This is a genomic window from Neobacillus sp. OS1-2 (genome assembly GCF_030915505.1).
GTDB lineage: Bacteria > Bacillota > Bacilli > Bacillales > Cytobacillaceae > Neobacillus.
Genome location: NZ_CP133265.1, coordinates 1304852 through 1324693, shown reverse-complemented (window position 1 = coordinate 1324693; position 19842 = coordinate 1304852). Strand labels below are relative to the sequence as shown.

16 protein-coding genes are annotated in these 19842 nt (G+C 43.1%); 12 read left to right on the top strand and 4 right to left on the bottom strand.

Features of this window, described 5'->3' with window-relative positions; genetic code table 11:
* Nucleotides 1-60 precede the first annotated feature (60 nt).
* The 5 genes from RCG19_RS06580 to RCG19_RS06560 all read left to right on the top strand — a co-directional run bounded on the left by RCG19_RS06580 (nt 61) and on the right by RCG19_RS06560 (nt 6761).
* The gene (locus RCG19_RS06580) at nt 61-1599 is read left to right on the top strand and encodes a xylose ABC transporter ATP-binding protein (protein WP_308110161.1); all 1539 of its coding nucleotides are present in this window, start codon (nt 61-63) and stop codon (nt 1597-1599) included.
* A 10-nt stretch (nt 1600-1609) separates the two neighbouring features.
* Nucleotides 1610-2749, top strand: coding sequence for a sugar ABC transporter permease (locus RCG19_RS06575; protein WP_308110942.1), 1140 nt, complete (start codon nt 1610-1612; stop codon nt 2747-2749).
* 38 nt (nt 2750-2787) lie between these two features.
* A complete protein-coding gene (gene xylA, locus RCG19_RS06570) occupies nt 2788-4119 on the top strand; it encodes a xylose isomerase (RefSeq protein WP_308110160.1) in 1332 nt (443 codons plus the stop codon).
* 74 nt (nt 4120-4193) lie between these two features.
* Nucleotides 4194-5693 carry a xylulokinase gene (gene xylB / locus RCG19_RS06565; RefSeq protein ID WP_308110159.1) on the top strand — a complete coding sequence of 500 codons (1500 nt, stop codon included), beginning with the start codon at nt 4194-4196 and terminating at the stop codon, nt 5691-5693.
* A 33-nt stretch (nt 5694-5726) separates the two neighbouring features.
* Nucleotides 5727-6761 (top strand): aldose epimerase family protein, encoded by a 1035-nt coding sequence (locus tag RCG19_RS06560; RefSeq protein WP_308110158.1) that lies wholly within the window; start codon nt 5727-5729, stop codon nt 6759-6761.
* 66 nt (nt 6762-6827) lie between these two features.
* On the opposite strand, the gene RCG19_RS06555 is transcribed toward RCG19_RS06560, so the two are convergent.
* Nucleotides 6828-7733 carry a DMT family transporter gene (locus RCG19_RS06555; protein WP_308110157.1) on the bottom strand — a complete coding sequence of 302 codons (906 nt, stop codon included), beginning with the start codon at nt 7731-7733 and terminating at the stop codon, nt 6828-6830.
* A gap of 187 nt (nt 7734-7920) precedes the next feature.
* Here RCG19_RS06555 and RCG19_RS06550 point away from each other — a divergent pair, with 187 nt between their 5' ends.
* Together RCG19_RS06550 and galE are read left to right on the top strand one after the other, a co-directional pair.
* Nucleotides 7921-8898 (top strand): 2-hydroxyacid dehydrogenase, encoded by a 978-nt coding sequence (locus RCG19_RS06550; RefSeq protein ID WP_308110156.1) that lies wholly within the window; start codon nt 7921-7923, stop codon nt 8896-8898.
* 204 nt (nt 8899-9102) lie between these two features.
* Nucleotides 9103-10116: a UDP-glucose 4-epimerase GalE gene (galE, locus tag RCG19_RS06545; RefSeq protein WP_308110155.1), complete on the top strand. Its 1014-nt coding sequence runs from the start codon at nt 9103-9105 to the stop codon at nt 10114-10116.
* A gap of 416 nt (nt 10117-10532) precedes the next feature.
* On the opposite strand, the gene RCG19_RS06540 is transcribed toward galE, so the two are convergent.
* The gene (locus RCG19_RS06540; RefSeq protein ID WP_308110154.1) at nt 10533-11744 is read right to left on the bottom strand and encodes an aminotransferase; all 1212 of its coding nucleotides are present in this window, start codon (nt 11742-11744) and stop codon (nt 10533-10535) included.
* Nucleotides 11741-12247 (bottom strand): Lrp/AsnC family transcriptional regulator, encoded by a 507-nt coding sequence (locus RCG19_RS06535; protein WP_308110153.1) that lies wholly within the window; start codon nt 12245-12247, stop codon nt 11741-11743. The genes RCG19_RS06540 and RCG19_RS06535 overlap by 4 nt, the downstream gene beginning before the upstream one ends.
* 372 nt (nt 12248-12619) lie before the next feature.
* Between RCG19_RS06535 and RCG19_RS06530 the strand changes: the two genes are divergently transcribed.
* The 5 genes from RCG19_RS06530 to RCG19_RS06510 all read left to right on the top strand — a co-directional run bounded on the left by RCG19_RS06530 (nt 12620) and on the right by RCG19_RS06510 (nt 17922).
* A complete protein-coding gene (locus RCG19_RS06530; protein ID WP_308110152.1) occupies nt 12620-13483 on the top strand; it encodes a Cof-type HAD-IIB family hydrolase in 864 nt (287 codons plus the stop codon).
* A 159-nt stretch (nt 13484-13642) separates the two neighbouring features.
* Nucleotides 13643-14542 (top strand): N-acetylmuramic acid 6-phosphate etherase, encoded by a 900-nt coding sequence (gene murQ, locus RCG19_RS06525; protein WP_308110151.1) that lies wholly within the window; start codon nt 13643-13645, stop codon nt 14540-14542.
* 31 nt (nt 14543-14573) lie between these two features.
* The gene (locus RCG19_RS06520) at nt 14574-15428 is read left to right on the top strand and encodes a MurR/RpiR family transcriptional regulator (RefSeq protein WP_308110150.1); all 855 of its coding nucleotides are present in this window, start codon (nt 14574-14576) and stop codon (nt 15426-15428) included.
* Between the two features lie 128 nt (nt 15429-15556).
* Nucleotides 15557-16918 carry a PTS transporter subunit EIIC gene (locus RCG19_RS06515; RefSeq protein ID WP_308110148.1) on the top strand — a complete coding sequence of 454 codons (1362 nt, stop codon included), beginning with the start codon at nt 15557-15559 and terminating at the stop codon, nt 16916-16918.
* Nucleotides 16915-17922, top strand: a complete 1008-nt coding sequence (locus tag RCG19_RS06510; RefSeq protein WP_308110147.1) for a MupG family TIM beta-alpha barrel fold protein — start codon at nt 16915-16917, stop codon at nt 17920-17922. Before RCG19_RS06515 ends, RCG19_RS06510 begins: the two co-directional genes overlap by 4 nt.
* Nucleotides 17923-18001: 79 nt before the next feature.
* Here RCG19_RS06510 and ilvB read toward each other — a convergent pair whose 3' ends face one another.
* On the bottom strand, nt 18002-19690 hold the full coding sequence (ilvB, locus tag RCG19_RS06505; RefSeq protein WP_308110146.1) for a biosynthetic-type acetolactate synthase large subunit: 1689 nt from the start codon (nt 19688-19690) through the stop codon (nt 18002-18004).
* Nucleotides 19691-19842: the final 152 nt, after the last annotated feature.

Below are 19842 nucleotides of genomic sequence, written 5' to 3'. Positions count from 1 at the left end.
CAAACAAAACGGATAAGGGGTTCCGCCCCTTTCCGGTACTTAAATAGGGGGTAGCCTCATATGGAAGCTTTTGCATTACAAATGGAAGGGATAACCAAGGAATTTCCTGGTGTTAAAGCTTTGGATGATGTGACATTTTCTGTCCGCAAGGGTGAAATCCACGCCTTATGTGGTGAAAATGGAGCGGGGAAATCCACTCTTATGAAGATATTAAGTGGTGTCTATCCTACCGGAACATATAATGGAAAAATTCGTATCAATGGTCAGGAAGTCTCATTTAAATCCATCAAAGAGTCTCAAAAAGCAGGAGTTTCTATTATTTATCAGGAACTGGCGCTCGTAGGGGAAATGAGCGTAGCGGAAAACATTTTTCTTAGACATGACTTAATGCGAAAAAAGATTATTGATTGGCATAAGATCCATGCAGAAGCGCAAAAGTGGCTAAGCTATATTGGCTTAAATATTGATCCGCAAACAAAACTTGGAGAATTATCAGTTGGCAAGCAGCAACTAATTGAAATCGTTAAGGCCCTTACGAATAATACGGAAATACTTATTTTAGATGAACCTACTGCCGCATTAACAGAAAGTGATGTTGAAGTTCTTAAAGGAATTTTAAGAGATTTACGTTCAAAAGGTGTTACGTGCATTTACATATCCCATAAGCTGGGGGAAGTCATGTCCTTAGCAGATACTGTCACTATTTTACGAGATGGAAAAACGATTAGCACAGATCCGATTGCTGACATGTCTGAGGAAAAGATTATCGAGAAAATGGTAGGCAGGGAACTTACCGAATTATTCCCATACGAGGAACACAAAATTGGGGATACCATCCTTGAGGTAAAAAATTATTCTATATTCGACAATAAAACTGGAAAAACAGTTATTGATAATGTTTCATTTTCACTAAAAAAGGGTGAAATTCTCGGATTTTCGGGATTAATGGGTGCCGGCAGAACGGAATTGTTTACGGGCATTTTTGGAGGATTGAAAGGTAAAAAACAAGGTGTAGTCATGATTGACGGAAAAGAGACAAATATAAAAATGCCGGCGGACGCCATTCATGCAGGTCTGGCCTATGTATCAGAGGACCGTAAGAGATACGGTCTTGTCTTAGGAATGGATATTACCAAAAATTCTACGTTAGTTGCTTTGAATAAGGTAATGAAATTAAATATTATCGACACGGCCCTTGAAGTAAAAAGATCCGATGAAATAACAAAAAAAATGAAATTAAAGGCACCTAATCTGGAAGCAAAGGTTAGTCAGCTAAGTGGAGGGAACCAACAAAAAGTAGTTTTGAGTAAATGGATTCTCAACAATCCTAAAATCCTAATTTTAGACGAACCTACTAGAGGAATTGATGTTGGTGCTAAATATGAAATCTATAAAATTATTAATGAACTTGTCGAGCAAGGTGTAGCCATTGTGATTATTTCATCAGAACTTCCAGAAGTCTTAGGATTATCTGACCGAATCCTTGTTATGGCAGAGGGTAAAATAACGGGTGAATTTTTACGAAATGAAGCGACACAAGAAAAAATTATGACCTGTGCAACAGGAGGGGTGCGCCTTGAACAGCCAATTATCAACTAATACGGATCAAGTGAAACCTGGGATAAAGGAAAAGGGTATTAAAATTGATATTCAATCCTTTACTTTAATTATCGCCCTTGTATTGATCGCCATTATTTTTGGTTTTTTTACAAGTGGAGAGTTTTTATCCTCTCGTAATATATCAAATTTATTTTCGCAAATGTCCATTATATCTGTCTTAGCAATTGGAATGACCCTTGTTATTGTCGCTGGACATATCGATTTATCCGTGGGATCTATCGTAGGTTTAACAGGTGGCGTGGCAGCGATTCTCCAAGTTTGGTATGACTGGAGCACACCTGCAGCAATCCTTGCTGCAATCGTCATTGGTGCACTTTTAGGATTATGGCAGGGGTATTGGGTAGCATACCGGGCCGTTCCGGCATTTATTGTTACTTTAGGTGGAATGCTCATTTTTAGGGGGATTCTAATCGGTCTCAGTAAGGGTGAAACGATTGCCCCATTGAATGAAAGTTTTAAGCAAATAGGAAATAGTTATGTGCCATACAGCATAGGGTATATTTTAGCCATTGCCAGTATTATTCTCTATTACTTTTTCACCGTCCGTTCAAGATCAAAGCGGAAATCACTAGGGCTCTTCGTTCCAACAAATATAATTGATTACGGAAAGGTTTCGGTCATTTCATTTTGTATTTTAGCAATTGTTTATGTGCTTAGCAGATATTTGGGCGTACCCGTACCGATGACGATTGTCATTGTATTAGCAGGAATATTTGTTTTCATTTCACAAAAGACGTCATTTGGTCGCTATGTCTATGCAATCGGTGGGAATGTTGAGGCCGCTGCACTATCAGGTATCAACATTAAACGGAATACTTTGTATATTTTTATCCTGATGGGAGCATTAGCAGGTGTGGCTGGAATTCTCTTGACCAGCAGACTAAACGCTGCCACTGTAAGTGCCGGCACGAATAATGAATTAGATGCGATTGCAGCATGTGTTATCGGCGGAACCAGCTTAATCGGTGGTAAGGGTAAAATAGTCGGGGCACTAATTGGGGCTTTAATTATGGCCAGTATTGATAATGGTATGAGCATGATGAATATCGAAGCCTTCTGGCAATATATTGTGAAAGGTCTCATTTTAATATTTGCCGTATGGTTAGATATCTCAAATAAAAAAAATTAACACGAAAAAAAACTAAAAAATTCTAGGAGGACTGTAACATGGCTTATTTTGAAACTGTTAGTAAAATTGAATTCGAAGGTGCTTCATCAAAAAATCCGTTCGCCTTTAAATACTATAATCCGAAGGAACTCGTTAACGGTAAAACAATGGAAGAGCTTCTACGCTTTTCAGTTGCCTACTGGCACACATTTACGGCTGATGGTACAGATCCATTTGGAGTCGGTACGGCTATCCGTCCTTGGAATCACCTGCAAGGCTTAGAATTAGCAAAAGCACGCGTTGAAGCGGCATTTGAACTTTTTGAAAAATTAAATGTTCCTTTCTTTGCTTTCCACGATGTGGACGTTGCACCAGAAGGACGCACCTTAAAAGAAACCAATGAAAATCAAGATATTATTATTGCCATGATTAAAGAATACATGAAAACGAGCAAAACGAAATTATTATGGAATACGGCTAACATGTTTACAAATCCAAGATATGTTCACGGGGCAGCTACTTCTCCGAATGCGGATGTATTTGCTTATTCGGCAGCTAAAGTGAAAAAAGGTTTAGAAGTAGCAAAAGAGCTTGGGGCTGAAAACTATGTATTCTGGGGCGGCCGTGAAGGCTATGAAACTCTATTAAATACAAATATGTTGCTTGAACAAGATAATTTAGCACGCTTCTTCCATATGGCTGTAGAGTATGCGAAAGAAATCGGGCTAAATGTTCCATTCTTAATTGAGCCAAAACCAAAAGAGCCAACAAAACACCAATATGACTTTGATGTAGCTACTGGTCTAGCATTCTTACAAAAATATGATCTAACCGATTACTTCAAGTTCAATATTGAAGCAAACCATGCCACACTTGCCGGTCATACATTTGAACATGAGCTTCGAACAGCCCGTATTAATGGAATGCTTGGATCCGTAGACGCGAACCAAGGAGATACGCTGCTTGGCTGGGATACAGATGAATTCCCAACGGACTTATATTCTAATACATTAGCCATGTACGAAATTTTAAAAAATGGCGGTCTAGGTAAAGGTGGACTTAACTTTGACGCGAAGGTAAGAAGGGGATCCTTTGAAGCGGAAGACCTTTTCCATGCACATATCGCTGGCATGGATGCATTTGCCGTAGGTCTAAAGGTAGCGAATAAATTGATCGAAGATAAAGTTCTTGATAGCTTTATTGAAGACCGCTACAGCAGCTACACAAAAGGAATTGGACTTGATATTGTCGAAGGTAAAACAAACTTCCGTCAATTAGAAGAATATGCCCTGCAATTAACTGAAATTAAAAATACTTCAGGTAGAACAGAACGGTTAAAAGCATTGGTGAATCAATATATTTTAGAAACACTTTCAAGCGTAACCGTTTGATAGACATATAAAAATAGAAATAAAAAGTGCTGGTAGTTCATACTCCGGCACTTTTTTAAAAAGGGATGATATAGATGAAGTACGTAATTGGTGTTGACCTTGGTACAAGTGCTGTCAAAATCCTACTAGTAAATCAAACGGGTGAAGTATGCCATGAGGTTTCGAAATCGTATCCTTTAATTATTGAAAAATCCGGGTACAGTGAGCAAAACCCGGAGGAATGGGTGGCCAAGACGTCCGAAGGCATAGCTGAACTCATTCAGCAATGGGGCGGAGATGTCAGCGCTATTGAGGGAATTAGTTTTTCCGGACAGATGCATGGTCTAGTCTTGTTGGATGACAACCATCAAGTGTTGAGGAATGCTATTCTTTGGAATGATACGAGGACAACGAAACAATGCCAGGATATTTATCAGGTTGTGGGCAAAGATCGTTTGTTAGCGGTGACAAAGAACCCTGCGTTGGAAGGCTTCACCCTGCCTAAGATTCTTTGGGTAAAAGAAAATGAACCGGAAATTTTCGATCGTGCCAGCGTATTTATGCTGCCAAAGGATTATTTGCGCTTTCGGATGACCGGTGAAATCCATATGGATTACTCTGATGCCGCAGGAACCCTTCTATTAAATGTAGCAAATCGTGAATGGAGCACTGAGATGTTAGAAGCATTCGGTCTTTCACCCGAATTCTGTCCACCATTAGTGGAATCGCACGCATGTGTTGGGACAGTCACACCTGAATTTGCCCATGCAACAGGCTTGGCGGAAGCTACTAAAGTGTTTGCCGGCGGTGCGGATAATGCCTGTGGTGCGATCGGTTCAGGGATTTTATCTGAAGGGAAAACATTATGCAGTATTGGTACCTCTGGTGTCGTTCTATCTTATGAAGATAGAAATGACCTTGATTTTGAAGGGAAGGTTCATTACTTTAACCATGGTGAAGAAAATGCCTACTATACCATGGGCGTTACCCTTGCTGCGGGGTATAGCTTGAGTTGGTTTAAAGATACATTTGCCGGGAAGGAGGACTTTGAACAGTTTTTAAACAATGTCGAAGAAGTGCCTGCCGGATCAAACGGATTGCTCTTTACCCCGTATATTGTCGGTGAAAGAACACCGCATGCGGATTCCACTATTCGCGGCAGCTTTATTGGGATTGATGCTGCACATGAACAGAAACATTTTGTCCGGGCAGCTCTTGAGGGGATTACTTTCTCTTTAAATGAATCAATTGAAATCTTTCGGAATAGCGGAAAGACGATTGATTCAATTGTCTCCATTGGCGGCGGCGCAAAGAATGAAACATGGCTGCAAATGCAGGCGGATATTTTTAATGCCAAAATTGAAAAGCTTACAAGTGAACAAGGTCCCGGAATGGGGGCAGCGATGCTAGCGGCATATGGATGCGGCTGGTATGCCTCGCTTAAAGAATGTGCAGAAACCTTTATTCACCCTTCGAAAACCTATGAACCTATTAAGGATAATGTGGAAACCTACCGGAAACTATTTACTATTTATCAACAGGTTTATACACAAACTAGGGTTCTTAATGATCAGTTAAAAGAATTCAGAAAGTAAATTGCCTTTTTAGTAGATGGAAGGAAGAGAAAAATGAGCGTCATTCAAGATAGCTTTGGCCAGCTTGGTCACCAACCTGTCTATTCGTTTACAATGGTAAATGATCATGGTGTAGAAGTGACGGCCATCAATTATGGCTGTATTATCACGAAAATGATGGTTCCGGATCAACAGGGTAATTATGAAAATATCGTTCTTGGACATGATACACTTGATGAATATGTTAACGACCCTTATTTTCTTGGTGCCGTTGTCGGCCGTGTGGCTGGGAGAATCAAAGGCGGTTCGTTTGAACTTGATGGGACACCGTTCACACTTGCTCGGAACGAGAATAAAAACCATCTGCATGGGGGGGTGAGAGGATTTGACAAGGTTGTTTGGGATGCTGAAATCGTGGAAGATGGGGTCCAGTTTAGCTATCTAAGCCCTGATGGTGAAGAAGGATACCCAGGGAATTTATATATACAAGTTAGTTATAGGCTAAACAATGATAACGAATTAACGATTCAGTATGAAGCACATGCAGATAAGAAAACCTTGTTAACCGTCACGAACCACTCGTATTTTAACCTAAGCGGTAATGGAAAAAGAGATATTTTAGAGCATACGTTAACCATAAAAAGTAATCAATTTCTAGAGCTGGATCACGAATTACTGCCAACAGGTACCTTTGTGGATGTTGAAAATACGCCATTTGATTTCACACGTGAGAGGGTTATCAACACCGGGGCAGCATCGTTACATCCGCAAAATAAACTTGTTGGGGAAGGGTATGATCATCCATTTCTCTTACACACAAACCATGATAGGGAGATTGTTTTAAGCGATCCTGAATGCGGGCGGACATTAGCTATTGAAACGGACGAGCCGGCCGTTGTCGTATATTCGGGAAATTCATTAAAAGCAGAAGGTGAATTTTGGGGTGTTCCATCTAGAAAATACCTGGGGCTTTGTTTGGAGACACAGGCTTTACCTGATGCCATTCATCACCCCGAGTTTCCATCCATCATTTTAGATAAAGGCCAGCAGTATTCCTCAGTAACAACGTATCGGTTTGATTGTAAGTAAGGTTTTGCTGTTTGCCATTAAGTTATGTGCACCCTTAGATCCATAATCTAAAGGTGCCTTTTATTTCTATATATACGTCTCTTCCTTCATCACTTTCGGAATCGGCTTTCGCTGCTGGCTCAAAAAGAAAAAGACACCGAGCAGGACAAGCAGGCCGCCAACGATTTGCCAGGTGACGAGATGTTCATGTAATAAAAGCATGGCTAAGATCGTCGAGCCGACGGGTTCACCTAAAATACTCATAGAGATGGTTGTCGCATTGACATAGTTTAACAACCAGTTATTGATGACATGGCTGACGGTTGGAACGCTGGCAAGTAAAAGGAAGATGCCCCATTCCTTGCCGGGATAGGCAAAAAGTTCAACCCCAGTTGATAGGTTATAGATGGTAAGAATGATAGCCGCAGAGAAAAAGACGCAAAAACTGTAAAGCCAGTGCGATACTTTTTTCACGATGGTTTGCCCGATAAATAAGTAGCCAACCACTGAGATGACGCTGAAGAACGACAGTAAATCACCCATGATGGCGTCACCGCTTAAACCGAAATCCCCCCAGCCGATCATCATCGCCCCGATAATGGCAATGCCCATCGTCATTAATGCTGAGAGTGTTGTTCGTTCTTTAAAAAGGAAAAAGCCCCCTACTAGTGAGACAATCGGCTGCAAGGCAAGGATGATTGTGGAACTTGCTACCGTCGTCAGCTTCAACGAGCCGAACCATAAGACAAAATGCAGTGCTAGAAAGAAGCCGGAAAAAAACAAAAAGAACCAATCCTTTTTGACGATATTCCTGAATTCATGGCGATTCTTCCATACGATTGGAACCATTAGAATGCTCGCAAACCACATACGGTACATACTCAAAATGGAGGCCGGTGCATCTGACCATTTTACAAAAATAGCCGAAAAAGAGATAGCAATAATCGAGATGGTGAGCGGCAGCCCAATAGATTTTGAACCTTCCTGTTTCATGTTTTCCCCCAATCATGATGCCTGGTAACAGGTCTCTATACTCTTCACTATTCATTTATTATACTTGCATTTCTATTCTCCCTCAACCTATGCCCATATTTTTCATCTTCAGTAAGAATTATGGTAGGATGAAAGGAGAATGGCCGGGTCAAAAAACGCAGATAAAGCCTAGAAGGTGGGGAATCTATTGAAAAACACCGTTTACATAACTAGAAAGCTTCCTATGGAGATTATTGAAAGACTTTCTAACCACTTTGATGTGAAAATGTGGGAAGAGGAGACGATTCCTGTTCCTAGGGAAGTTTTGCTTAAAGAAATGGAAGGAGTCGATGGACTTCTCTGTCTGTTGACGGATTTGATTGACGAAGAAATCATCACGAAGGCACAGCAGCTAAAGGTTATCTGTAATCTAGCGGTTGGTTATAACAATATCGATGTTGAAGCCGCTGCCGGAAAAAATATTATCGTAACCAACACTCCCGGAGTCTTAACCGAAACGACGGCGGATTTAACTTTTGCCTTGTTAATGGCAGCCGCCCGGAGAGTCGTGGAATCGTCTGACATGTTGCGGAAAGGTGAATGGGGTGCCTGGTCTTTGATGCAACAAACGGGACAAGATGTGTATGGTGCCACACTTGGAATTATTGGCCTTGGCAGAATTGGCGAGGCCCTTGTTAAGCGGGCTAAGGGCTTCAGTATGAACGTGCTTTATCATAATCGGACAAGAAAGTTGGAAAAAGAAGAACAGGAACTGGGAATTCACTATCGAGAGGTAAAGGATTTGCTGCAGCAAGCTGATTTCGTCTGTTTGCTTCTTCCATACAGTCCCGAGGTCCATCACCTGATTGGTAAAGAAGAGTTGGCCTTGATGAAGCAAACGGGCATCTTGATTAATACGGCAAGAGGCGGAATTGTCGACGAGAATGCCTTGTATCATGCCTTGAAAGAGGGGCAGATTTGGGCTGCCGGACTTGATGTGTTTGAACAGGAGCCGGTTGCAGTAGATCATCCATTGCTCACCTTACCGAATGTAGTTACCTTGCCGCATATCGGCAGCGCAAGTATCCAAACGAGAATGAGAATGGCGCAGTTGGCGGCGGATAATCTAGTAAGCGTACTAAATGGCGGTCAAGCGATTACACCAGTTCATGTAAAAAAGAGCTAAAGAACGCCGAATTCCTCGTGAATGGCACCTTTATTGTCTTAATTTTTCCATCCAATAAAGCGCAAAAAACAGGTAAATTTTAATGAAAAGTCATAAAATAGCACTAATTTACCAGTTGTTGTTAGTGGTGTATAATAATCAATGGAATTAATTTTTTCAAAATATGCACTGTACATAAATGTAAGCGGAGGAGAGGTCGATAGTATGTCTATATTAGTTACAGGCGGGGCCGGGTATATCGGGAGTCACACATGTATTGAACTATTAAATGCAGGTCATGAAATCATCGTTCTAGATAATTATTCAAACAGTAAACCCGAATCGTTACAGCGGGTAAAAGAGATTACAGGTAAGGATTTTCCATTTTATGAAGTAGACTTGCTTGACCAAGACGAGCTTGAGCATGTTTTTGCCGAAAATCAAATCGAGGCTGTGATTCATTTCGCCGGATTGAAAGCAGTAGGAGAATCAGTATCGATTCCGCTTCATTATTATCACAATAATATCACCGGTACATTGATTCTTTGTGATGTCATGAAAAAATATGATGTGAAAAACCTTGTCTTTAGTTCGTCTGCGACCGTGTACGGGATGCCTGACCGCATGCCAATCTCCGAGGATTTCCCACTCAGTGCAACCAATCCTTATGGTCGAACAAAGCTGATGATCGAAGAAATTTTACGCGATTTGTATGTTGCTGATCATGGCTGGAGCATTGCATTGCTTCGTTATTTTAATCCTATCGGCGCGCATGAGAGCGGTCGGATTGGTGAGGATCCAAACGGAATTCCGAATAATTTAATGCCGTTTGTTACGCAGGTGGCTGTTGGAAAATTACAGGAACTACAAGTGTTTGGCAGTGACTACCCAACGATTGATGGTTCAGGCGTACGGGATTATATTCATGTCGTGGACCTGGCGCTGGGGCATTTAAAAGCGCTTGAGAAGGTCATGTCCGCTAACGGTGTGGAAGCGTACAACCTAGGCACAGGTACGGGGTATAGTGTATTAGAGATCGTTGCAGCTTTTGAAAAGGCGGCAGAAGTGAAGATTCCTTATAAGATTGTCGATCGAAGACCAGGAGATGTGGCGGTCTGCTATGCGGATCCAGTTAAGGCGAAAAATGAACTTGGCTGGGCCGCGTCACGGGGAATTGAAGAGATGTGCCGCGATTCTTGGAATTGGCAAAAGAATAATCCGAATGGGTATGAGGGTTAAGTTCCTCCATGAGGACGGTAATATGGAATTCCCAGATGACACTGTCCACATAACGGGTTCATAAGGACGGAGTTGTGGATTTTCCGGAGGAAACTGTCCGCATGAAGGGTTCATGAGGACAGACTTACGGAACTTCCAAGTCCAACTGTCCTCATGGATGGAAACAAAAGGATAGAAGGAAATTTCAAAAAGAAAAGAATCCCCAGGTGAGCGATATTCACCTGGGGATTTATTTTTGTTTAGGAAATTATAAAAAGTCAACATGTGGATAACTTTGAATTAGTTGTCTGAATCCGGCTCCAGCGCCTAGCCCCTCGAGGTCATAAGCCAATCCGTCATGAAGGTTAAAAAGCAACCTTCCTGCCGGCTTGTCTTATGCTTGTCGGGGCTGATCAAGGCGCTTGCGCCTTTTGTTCTTAATGAGTTTTCACTTTTTCAGACTGGTGTTCAGCAAGAACACCCTTCGATTCAATGAAACGCTGCATTCGTTTTAGCGCCTCTTGCAGTTGGGCCATTGAGGTAGCGTAGGAACAGCGGATATATCCTTCACCGCTTTCGCCAAATACATGGCCGGGGACGACGGCGACTTTTTCCTTCATCAATAGTTCCTCGGCAAATTGCTCTGAGCTCAGGCCTGTAGCACGAATGGATGGAAAAACATAAAAGGCACCTCCTGGAACATGACAGTCTAATCCCATTTGATTGAGGGTCTGGACCACATAGTTCCTTCTACGGCGATAGCTGTTTCGCATCGATTCTACTTCAGGATACGTATTGCGCAGCGCCTCGATCGCACCGCGCTGCAGCATATTCGGCGCACACATTGTCGTATATTGATAGATTTTCAGCATGACCTCTACAAATTCCGTTGGTGCAGCTAAGAAACCCAGCCGCCAGCCTGTCATCGCAAATCCTTTGGAAAAACCATTAATTAGAATCGTCCGTTCATACATGCCATCAATGGCGGCAACGCTGCAAAAATCCTCGTCATAGGACAGCTCTGCATATATTTCATCGGACACGACTAGTAAATCATGTTTTTTGATAACCGCGGCAATTTCAATCAATTCATTCTTCGTTAGCATACTGCCGGTTGGATTGTTTGGCGAACAAAGTAAAATCGCTTTAGTCTTTTCGGTAATCGCCGCTTCGATTTGTTCCGGTGTTACGTTAAAACCGTTCGCGGGTGACGTTGACACAGCAACGGGAGTCCCGCCGGCAATCGCTACTAACGGGGCATAGGAAACGAAGGCGGGTTCAACAATTAGGACCTCATCGCCTTGATTTAGAATGGCGCGGAAGGCAAGATCAATCGCCTGGCTTGCGCCGATTGTCACAGTAATTTGATTACTCGGGTTATACTGAACCCCAAATCTATTTTTTAAATAGTAAGTGATTTCTTCCCGTAATTCCAGCAATCCGGCGTTGGCCGTATAGGAGGTAAAGCCCTGCTCCAACGATAAAATGGTCGCCTCGCGAATGCTCCAGGGTGTGACGAAGTCCGGTTCACCGACACCAAGGGAAATCACGTCGTCCATGCTGGCAGCTAAATCGAAAAATTTCCGAATCCCAGAGGGCTGCAGTTCTTTGGCTGTTTGCGAAAGATAGTGCTCATAGCCATGTTTCATGGTGAAACCACCATCCTACGGTCTTTATCCTCATTGCCACTGTTAAAATTAACACCATCATGCTTGTATTTTTTGAGCATGAAATGGGTGGTGGTAGAAACCACATTTTCAATCGTTGATAATTTTTCCGAAACAAACTGCGCAATTTGATTCATTGTTTTTCCTTCGATGGTGATCGATAAATCATAGGCACCTGACATGAGATAAAGTGATGACACTTCGGGAAAACGAGAGATTCTCTCGGCCACTTCGTTGAAACCAACGCCGCGCTTCGGGGTAACCTTGACATCAATCATCGCGATAACGCCTTCTTGCCCCTCGACCTTGCTCCAATCGATTAGGGTTGGGTAACTCATAATAATCTTCGCTTGCTCTAATTTCTGAATGGCTGCGCTGACTGCATCCTCACTGCACATCGCCATTAAGGCAATCGACTCTATTGGTAGTTTGTGATTCTCTTCGATAATTTTCAAGATTTCAATTTCTTCTTTGCTAAGCTGCATTTTAGCGGCCTCCAATTACGAGTTTTCGTTTCTTTATTGATGATTTTAATCCTATTTTGGGAGTCTGTCACCCTCTGTGAAAAAATTATTGTATTTTTTTGAAAACTGCAGACTAGATTAATAGAAAGAAAAGGCAGTAAGGAAAAAAGGACTGCCTCTAATAAGATTGCCCCTTCATAAATTAGTCGATTATAACAGCTTCCATCAATAAATCCACAATAGGAACAGCGCGCATTTTAGCAGACAGGCCCAGCATTCTGTTTCCCCCATTTCTGTTCTTACGAATTAATCCTGCTCTATGCATCATTTTGAAATATTATTTCAATAAATGTATAATATTTATAAAATATTAATTCAAAAGGAGCAATACAATTGAAATATTCCCTATTAGCTACTGATTTGGATGGAACACTGTTAAACGAGCATAAAGAGATTGATGCGGAAACCATCGCTGCAATTCATGAGTACCGCAGACGAGGTGGGAAAGTGGTGATTTGCAGCGGCCGATCTCCGCTTTCTACGAAATGGATTGCCAATACCATTGGCCTAAAAGGAAATCCGATCATTGCCTACAATGGAGCGATCCTGCTTGATGAGAATGGCGAAATACAAGAGCAGGCTGTGTTTCAGCCCGATCCGCTTCACCATTTCTGGGAATTATGTGAGGAAGAAGGGATTTACGCCCATTTTTATGAAGGAGATACATTGCTTGTTCCAATGGTAAATAAGTGGAACGAGAACTGGATTGAAAACAATATTCCTACCCTTGAAAAAACGGGTGGTCGGTTTGAAGATTGTGAAGGCTTCCGGAATAAATGCCAAATCAAGGTCATTGATCATTTTTATCAATATATGAAAGAAAATCAACCCAAGATTACGAAAATAGCTGTATTTGATGATGGGGAACGACTGGCTGATTTTTCTAAAAGAATCTCCGAACAGGTGGAGGACATGGAAATCAGCAGCAGTTTCAATTTCCTCAATTTAGAGATTTCCCCAAGTGGAGTGACAAAAGCAGCAACATTAGCGAAGCTCACTGAAAATCTAGGGATCCCAATCTCGCAAACGGCAGCCATTGGCGATAATTATAATGATGCGCTGATGCTTTCCATGGCAGGACTGGGAATAGCGATGGGAAACGCACCGGAAAAAGTGAAACAAGTGGCGAATCAGGTGACAGGGAATAATAACGAAGCGGGAGTGGCGCAGGCGATCCGTCGATATTTACTTGATTAATGCCTGTTCGTTTGGAATTTACCTTTTGTAAACTAATTTTTTTAAAATAGTATTTCAGTTTTTTGATAAAAATATTGAATTATTATTTCAAAGGGAATATAATAAAAACACAGTAATCGCTTACAGCATAGAAAAGACAAACTGGAGGACATCAAACCAATGGAAGAAAATCTCGAATTACTAACAACGGAATCAAGAAATGCAGATTCCATGCAAATAGATACAGCAAATGCAACGGATATTTTACGCATTATGAACGAGCAAGATCAATTAGTCGCATTAGCTGTTAAGGATGTTTTACCGGAAATAGAGACAGCCGTTCAATTTGTATTCAGATCCTTTCAAAACGGCGGTCGCCTCCTCTATTTAGGGGCAGGTACGAGCGGACGCTTAGGGATACTTGATGCTGTCGAATGTCCGCCAACCTTCAGTACGGACCCTGGAATGGTGCAAGGAATCATGGCCGGGGGTGAAGGGGCCTTCATCAAGGCAGTTGAAGGAGCAGAGGATGATCCGGAGCTTGGCGTCAGCGATTTGAAAGCCTTGGAGCTGACAAAATATGATACCGTGATTGGTATCGCTGCCAGCGGCCGGACGCCATATGTGATTGGTGCCCTCCGCTATGCCCGAAGCATCGGCGCGAAAACAGTCGCTCTTTCCTGTAATAAGAATGCAGCGATTAGTAAGGAAGCGGATCAAGCCATCGAGGTGATCGTCGGCCCCGAGGTTCTAACCGGTTCAACGCGTTTGAAATCAGGGTCAGCTCATAAAATGATTTTGAATATGATATCCACCTCCGCGATGATTCTTTTAGGAAAAGCCTATGAAAATTTGATGGTGGATGTTCATGTGAGTAATCAAAAATTGAAGGAACGGGCGATTGGCATCATCCGTAAAATCACCGGGGTTTCGTATGAAATGGCATTGGAGACACTAGAAAAAGCAGACCTGCAAGTCAAAACAGCTATTGTCATGATCAAGACGGAAACAACGAAACAAGAAGCTGAAAAGCTTTTAGCAGATGCAAATGGATATGTAAAAATCGCAATCCAAGGTTGAAAAATGAAGTAGCTGAAAAGGTGGGTTTTGTGTGGCAGCTGGTGTGTTAAAGATGATTCAGAACATGCTGGAACAGCTTCCGGCTTCTGAACGAAAAATTGCGGAGTTTATTCTTGAACATCCGCAAAGTATTTTAAACAGTACAGTCAATGACATTGGGAACCAAGCAAACACGAGTGGTGCAGCTGTTATTAGGCTCTGTAAGTCCCTTGGCTTGACTGGGTTTCAAGACTTAAAGGTGAGAATTGCCGGGGATTTAGTGAAGCCTGTCGAGCATGGGTATCGGGATATTGAACCAGAAGAATCCTTTTTCTCCATTGTTCAGAAGACAACCAGCAATAGTATCCAAAGCATCCGTGATTCAGAGGAAATGATTAATTATGATGAGTTGGAACGAGCTGTTCACACCATGCTGCCTGCGCAAAATGTTCATTTTTTTGGCATTGGCGCCTCAAATATTATCGCGAAGGATGCGCAGCAAAAATTCCTTCGCATTCATAAAAATGCAACCGCTTTTACAGATACACATCTGGTGGCGACATTAATTGCCAATGCTAATCAGGATGATGTCGTGTTTGCCATCTCGCATTCCGGGGAAACGGCTGAGGTTGCGAAGGTGATGCAACTGGCAAAAGAACGGGGCGTAAAGACGATTAGTTTAACGAAATACGGCATATCAACCGTCTCGTCGCTTGCTGATATTAAGCTGTTTACCGCCTATTCCGGGGAGGCGCCGTTCCGTAGTGCCGCCACCTCATCGCGGCTCGCGCAGTTATATTTAATCGATATTTTATTTTTGTCGATGGCAACCGTCCAGTATGAAAAAACGATTCACTCGATCGACAAAACGAGAGAAGCGATTCGGTTTATCAAAGAGGGAAAATAAGAGGAACTTTAATCCGTGGGGTCTTACTTCCCGTTTTTGTCGGGATGAACATTTCAGGGGGTGATGCGGACACCATTCCGTTCTTACTTTTTCAAATAATAAATACAACAGAGAGAAGGGGAAATTAGATGGCTGGAGAGAATAAACAATTAGCCGAAAAGATTCTTGAACAATTAGGCGGAGCGGGGAATGTCGGCAATTATACCCATTGTATGACAAGACTTCGTGTGACACCAAATGATGAGTCGAAAGTTAATAAGGCGGCTATTAAAAAAATTGATGGGGTACTTGGGTTTGTAGAGGAAGAGACATTACAAATCATTCTTGGTCCTGGAAAAGTAAATAGAGTAACAGAAGAGTTTGGTAAATTACTAGATGCAGCCGGCGGGATTGATTTAAAAGCCAAGGCCGCAAGCACGAAGGCTGAAATTAACAAAAAAAATGCCACACCATTTAAGTTGTTTTTACGAAAAATATCGAGTATTTTCATTCCATTAATCCCGGCCCTCGTGGCATCTGGATTAATTACGGGGATTACCAAAGCCATCATTCAGGCTGGATGGCTCGCAGGGGATTCCCAACTGGCTACCATTTTATCTGTCATCGGCGGTGGATTATTTGGCTACCTCGGCATTTTAGTTGGTACGAATGCAGCCAAAGAATTCGGCGGTTCTCCGGCACTTGGGGCGATTGCCGGTATCTTAATCATTAACCCCGCTGTAGCAGGGATCAAATTGTTCGGGTCGGAATTGCTTCCTGGACGAGGCGGCTTAATTGGTGTTCTATTTGCTGCTATTTTTATTGCAATTGTTGAAAAACGAGTTCGTAAAGTTGTCCCGCAATCTTTAGATTTATTTATCACACCAACGGTTGCTTTATTGGTTACTGGTATTGTTACGTATCTTGTCTTTATGCCGCTTGGTGGGTTCGTTTCAGATGTGATTACAAAAGGATTAACATCATTACTTGATGTTGGTGGTGTGGTAGCAGGTTTCGTCCTCGGGGCAACCTTCCTGCCGCTCGTGGTGACCGGTTTACACCAAGGCTTAACCCCGATCCATCTTGAGTTAATTAATACACTTGGGGATGACCCATTATTACCAATCCTGGCAATGGGTGGTGCTGCACAGGTCGGAGCTGCGTTTGCGATCTACTTTAAAACGAAGAAAAAGAGTTTAAAGAGAGCCATTGGCGGTGGTCTTCCTGCCGGAATTCTTGGAATCGGTGAACCGCTAATCTTTGGTGTTACATTGCCACTAGGCCGTCCATTCTTAACGGCATGTTTAGGAGCAGGGGTCGGTGGAGCTTTCCAAGCTGTCTTCCATGTAGCGACAATCGCTGTTGGGGTCTCTGGTTTACCACTTGCTTTCCTTGTTGTAGGTGGTCAGGTTCTTCTTTATTTAGCAGGGGTATTGATTGCTTATGTTGCAGGATTCTTGTTTACTTATTTATTCGGTTTCAAAGATGAGATGGCCGGTGAGTTTGAGTGATTGGCATTTCCTTCTATTTAAATGATCCTAAAGCTATAGAGCGAATTGCTCTGGCAGGGAAATTGGGTGTGAAGCAGGCGTTTACCTCGCTTCACATTCCGGAGGAATCCGGTGATTTAGCGGGCCGCGCGAAACAACTGCTGCTGGCGGCTAAAGAGGCTGGAATAGAAGTGTATGCGGATGTATCGCTGCGGACACCTGCCCATTTGGGATTAACTAGTCTAATTGAGCTACGTGCCTTAGGGGTCAGCGGATTGCGCTTGGATGACTTTTTTGAGAATGAAACGATTTTGGCTTTGGCTAAAGAGTTCAAGCTTGCCTTGAATGCCAGCATTTTGTTTGAGGATGATGTGCGTGCCTTGCTTGATGGCGGTTTGGCGGCAAGTCAGCTGCTCGCCTGGCATAATTTCTATCCTCGTCAGGAAACGGGTTTAGCGGAATCGTTTTTTTATGCGCAAAATGAACTGTTTGGGCGGTATGGCATACCGGTTAGTGCTTATATTCCTGGTGATGGGGAGAAACGCGGTCCACTGTTTGAAGGACTGCCAACCTTGGAGGGCCATCGTTATGCGGATCCTTATTTGGCGGCGCTGGAGCTATTCGCAGCGGGTGTTGAGGATGTGTATATCGGGGATCCGGAAGTAAGCATTGACTTGCTTGAAAGATTAATCGAATTCGACTCATGTCGCCGGGTTACGATTCGAGTGGAGGGGTTTGAAGAAGGGGAGTTTCGTCTTCGACCTGATTTTTCACGTGATGTTCTCCGGTTGATGGATACGAGAAGTGTTGAGGCAATTGCGCCGGCGAATACTTGCGCTCGGCCTGTTGGGACGGTTACGAGGGATAATGACCGTTATGGGCGCTACCGTGGCGAGGTACAAATCACCCTTCATGACTTGGCAGCAGATGAACGTGTTAATGTAGTCGGAAGAGTCGTGGAAGCTGATCTACCATTACTTTCGCAGCTCCAGCCAGGTCAGAAGATAAAATTAATACAGGTCTAATACATGGAAGCGGCCCTTATCTTAACGATAGGGGCCGTTTTTAGGGTGCCTGACACCATTGGGATGTCAGGCACCTTTATTACCGTGACAAAATGATTTGATGGTTGCTGTGGTTGGGCGGGACGATGGGGTAGACGTTTTCTTCTTCGACGACGTCGAATTCGATCAGTGCAGGCCCGTTGTAACGAAATGCTGCCGCAATAACCTTCTTAGCCTCCTTCTCGGACCCAGCCCTATATCCTGCGACCCCGTATGCCTCGGCTAACCGAGCGAAATTCGGCGAGGACATTTTAACGGAAGAATAGCGGCCGTTATAAAATAGCTCCTGCCATTGGCGGACCATCCCCAGATAACCGTTATTTAAGATGACAATTTTAATAGGAAATTGATACTTCACGGCCGTCATTAATTCCTGCAGGTTCATTTGAAAGCTGCCGTCTCCTGAAACGCAAATGACTGATTTACCCGAGCAAGATGCGGCGGCACCGATAGCAGCAGGCAGTCCGTAGCCCATTGTCCCCAAGCCACCGGAAGTGAGAAGGGTTCTTGGTTTCGTAAACGCATAATGATGGGCGGTCCAGATTTGATGCTGGCCAACATCTGTTACCACAATGGTGTCCTTATCCGAATAGCTATTGAGCAATTGGATGACAGTTTGTGGACTTAAAATACTTCGCGATTTGTCAAAGCGCGGGACCGTCCGTTTCCATTCAATGACCTCAGCTGTCCAAGGCCCAGAATTCTCCCTAATTCGCGGGAAATCCAACTGATCCTTCAGTCCGCTGAGAAATTCCTTCGCATCGCTGACAATTGGCAAGTCGACAGGAATGATCTTATTGATTTCAGCCGAGTCAACATCCACATGAATCTTTTTCGACTTTGGTGAGAATCCGCTGATTTTTCCTGTTACTCGATCACTAAAACGGGCCCCAATACAAATTAACAAATCGCAATGATGGACAGCTTTATTAGCAGCAAATGTCCCATGCATCCCCAGCATCCCGAGGAACAGTGGATTCTTCGCATCCATTGCACCAATCCCCATCAAGGAACTGACAACAGGGATGCGCGACTGTTCGACCAGTTCATTTAACACAAATGCCGCACCAGAGGAAATAACGCCGCCGCCAATGAAGACAACTGGCATCTCTGCTGTTTCGATATACTCTTTAGCAAGCATAAGCGACTTTTCAAGACGCTTATTATTCACGGCTATTCGGTGATTTGCAGTCCGATTCCCTCGTTCTCCGCCTTCACTTGTCGAGAAGCTGGAATTCGCACTGAATTCAATGACGACTGGACCGGGTCTGCCGTCTGCCGCAATCCGTAAGGCTTCTGGGAGAACTTTAGAGAGGCCATACATGCTGTTGGTTGAAAAAGAGTGTTTTGTAATCGGCATGGTGATCCCTTGAATAGATAATTCTTGAAATGCTTCGGCATGAAGAGGGTCCATCAAAAACGCCCCGGCAATAACGACCAGCGGCACGGAGTCACTAAAGGCCGTGGCGATTCCGGTGATTCCATTCGTTACCCCTGATGCAGTGGTGAGCAAAACCACTCCCGGCTTTCCTGTGGCCCGGGCATACCCGTCTGCGGCATGGACCGCAGCTTGCTCATGCATTAATTGAACATATTGGACTTTTGAATGCTCTGAGGAAGGTTCACCTTGTACCCCTACCTTTTGGTTAAGGTCGACACAGCCAAAGACCAAATCCACCCCATGTAATTTTAATGAATCAAACAATGTTACATCTTTCACCAATTCCATTATTTCACCTGATTTCTTATTTCCTAATATTTTAAATTATCAGAAATGAAATGTATGTGAAATATATCATATATGCCGTCTGAATTTTATTGGAATAAGCCATCCCGTAGCTTCCGAGGCAAATCAAAATCTATCTGAAAAAAATTAGGTTA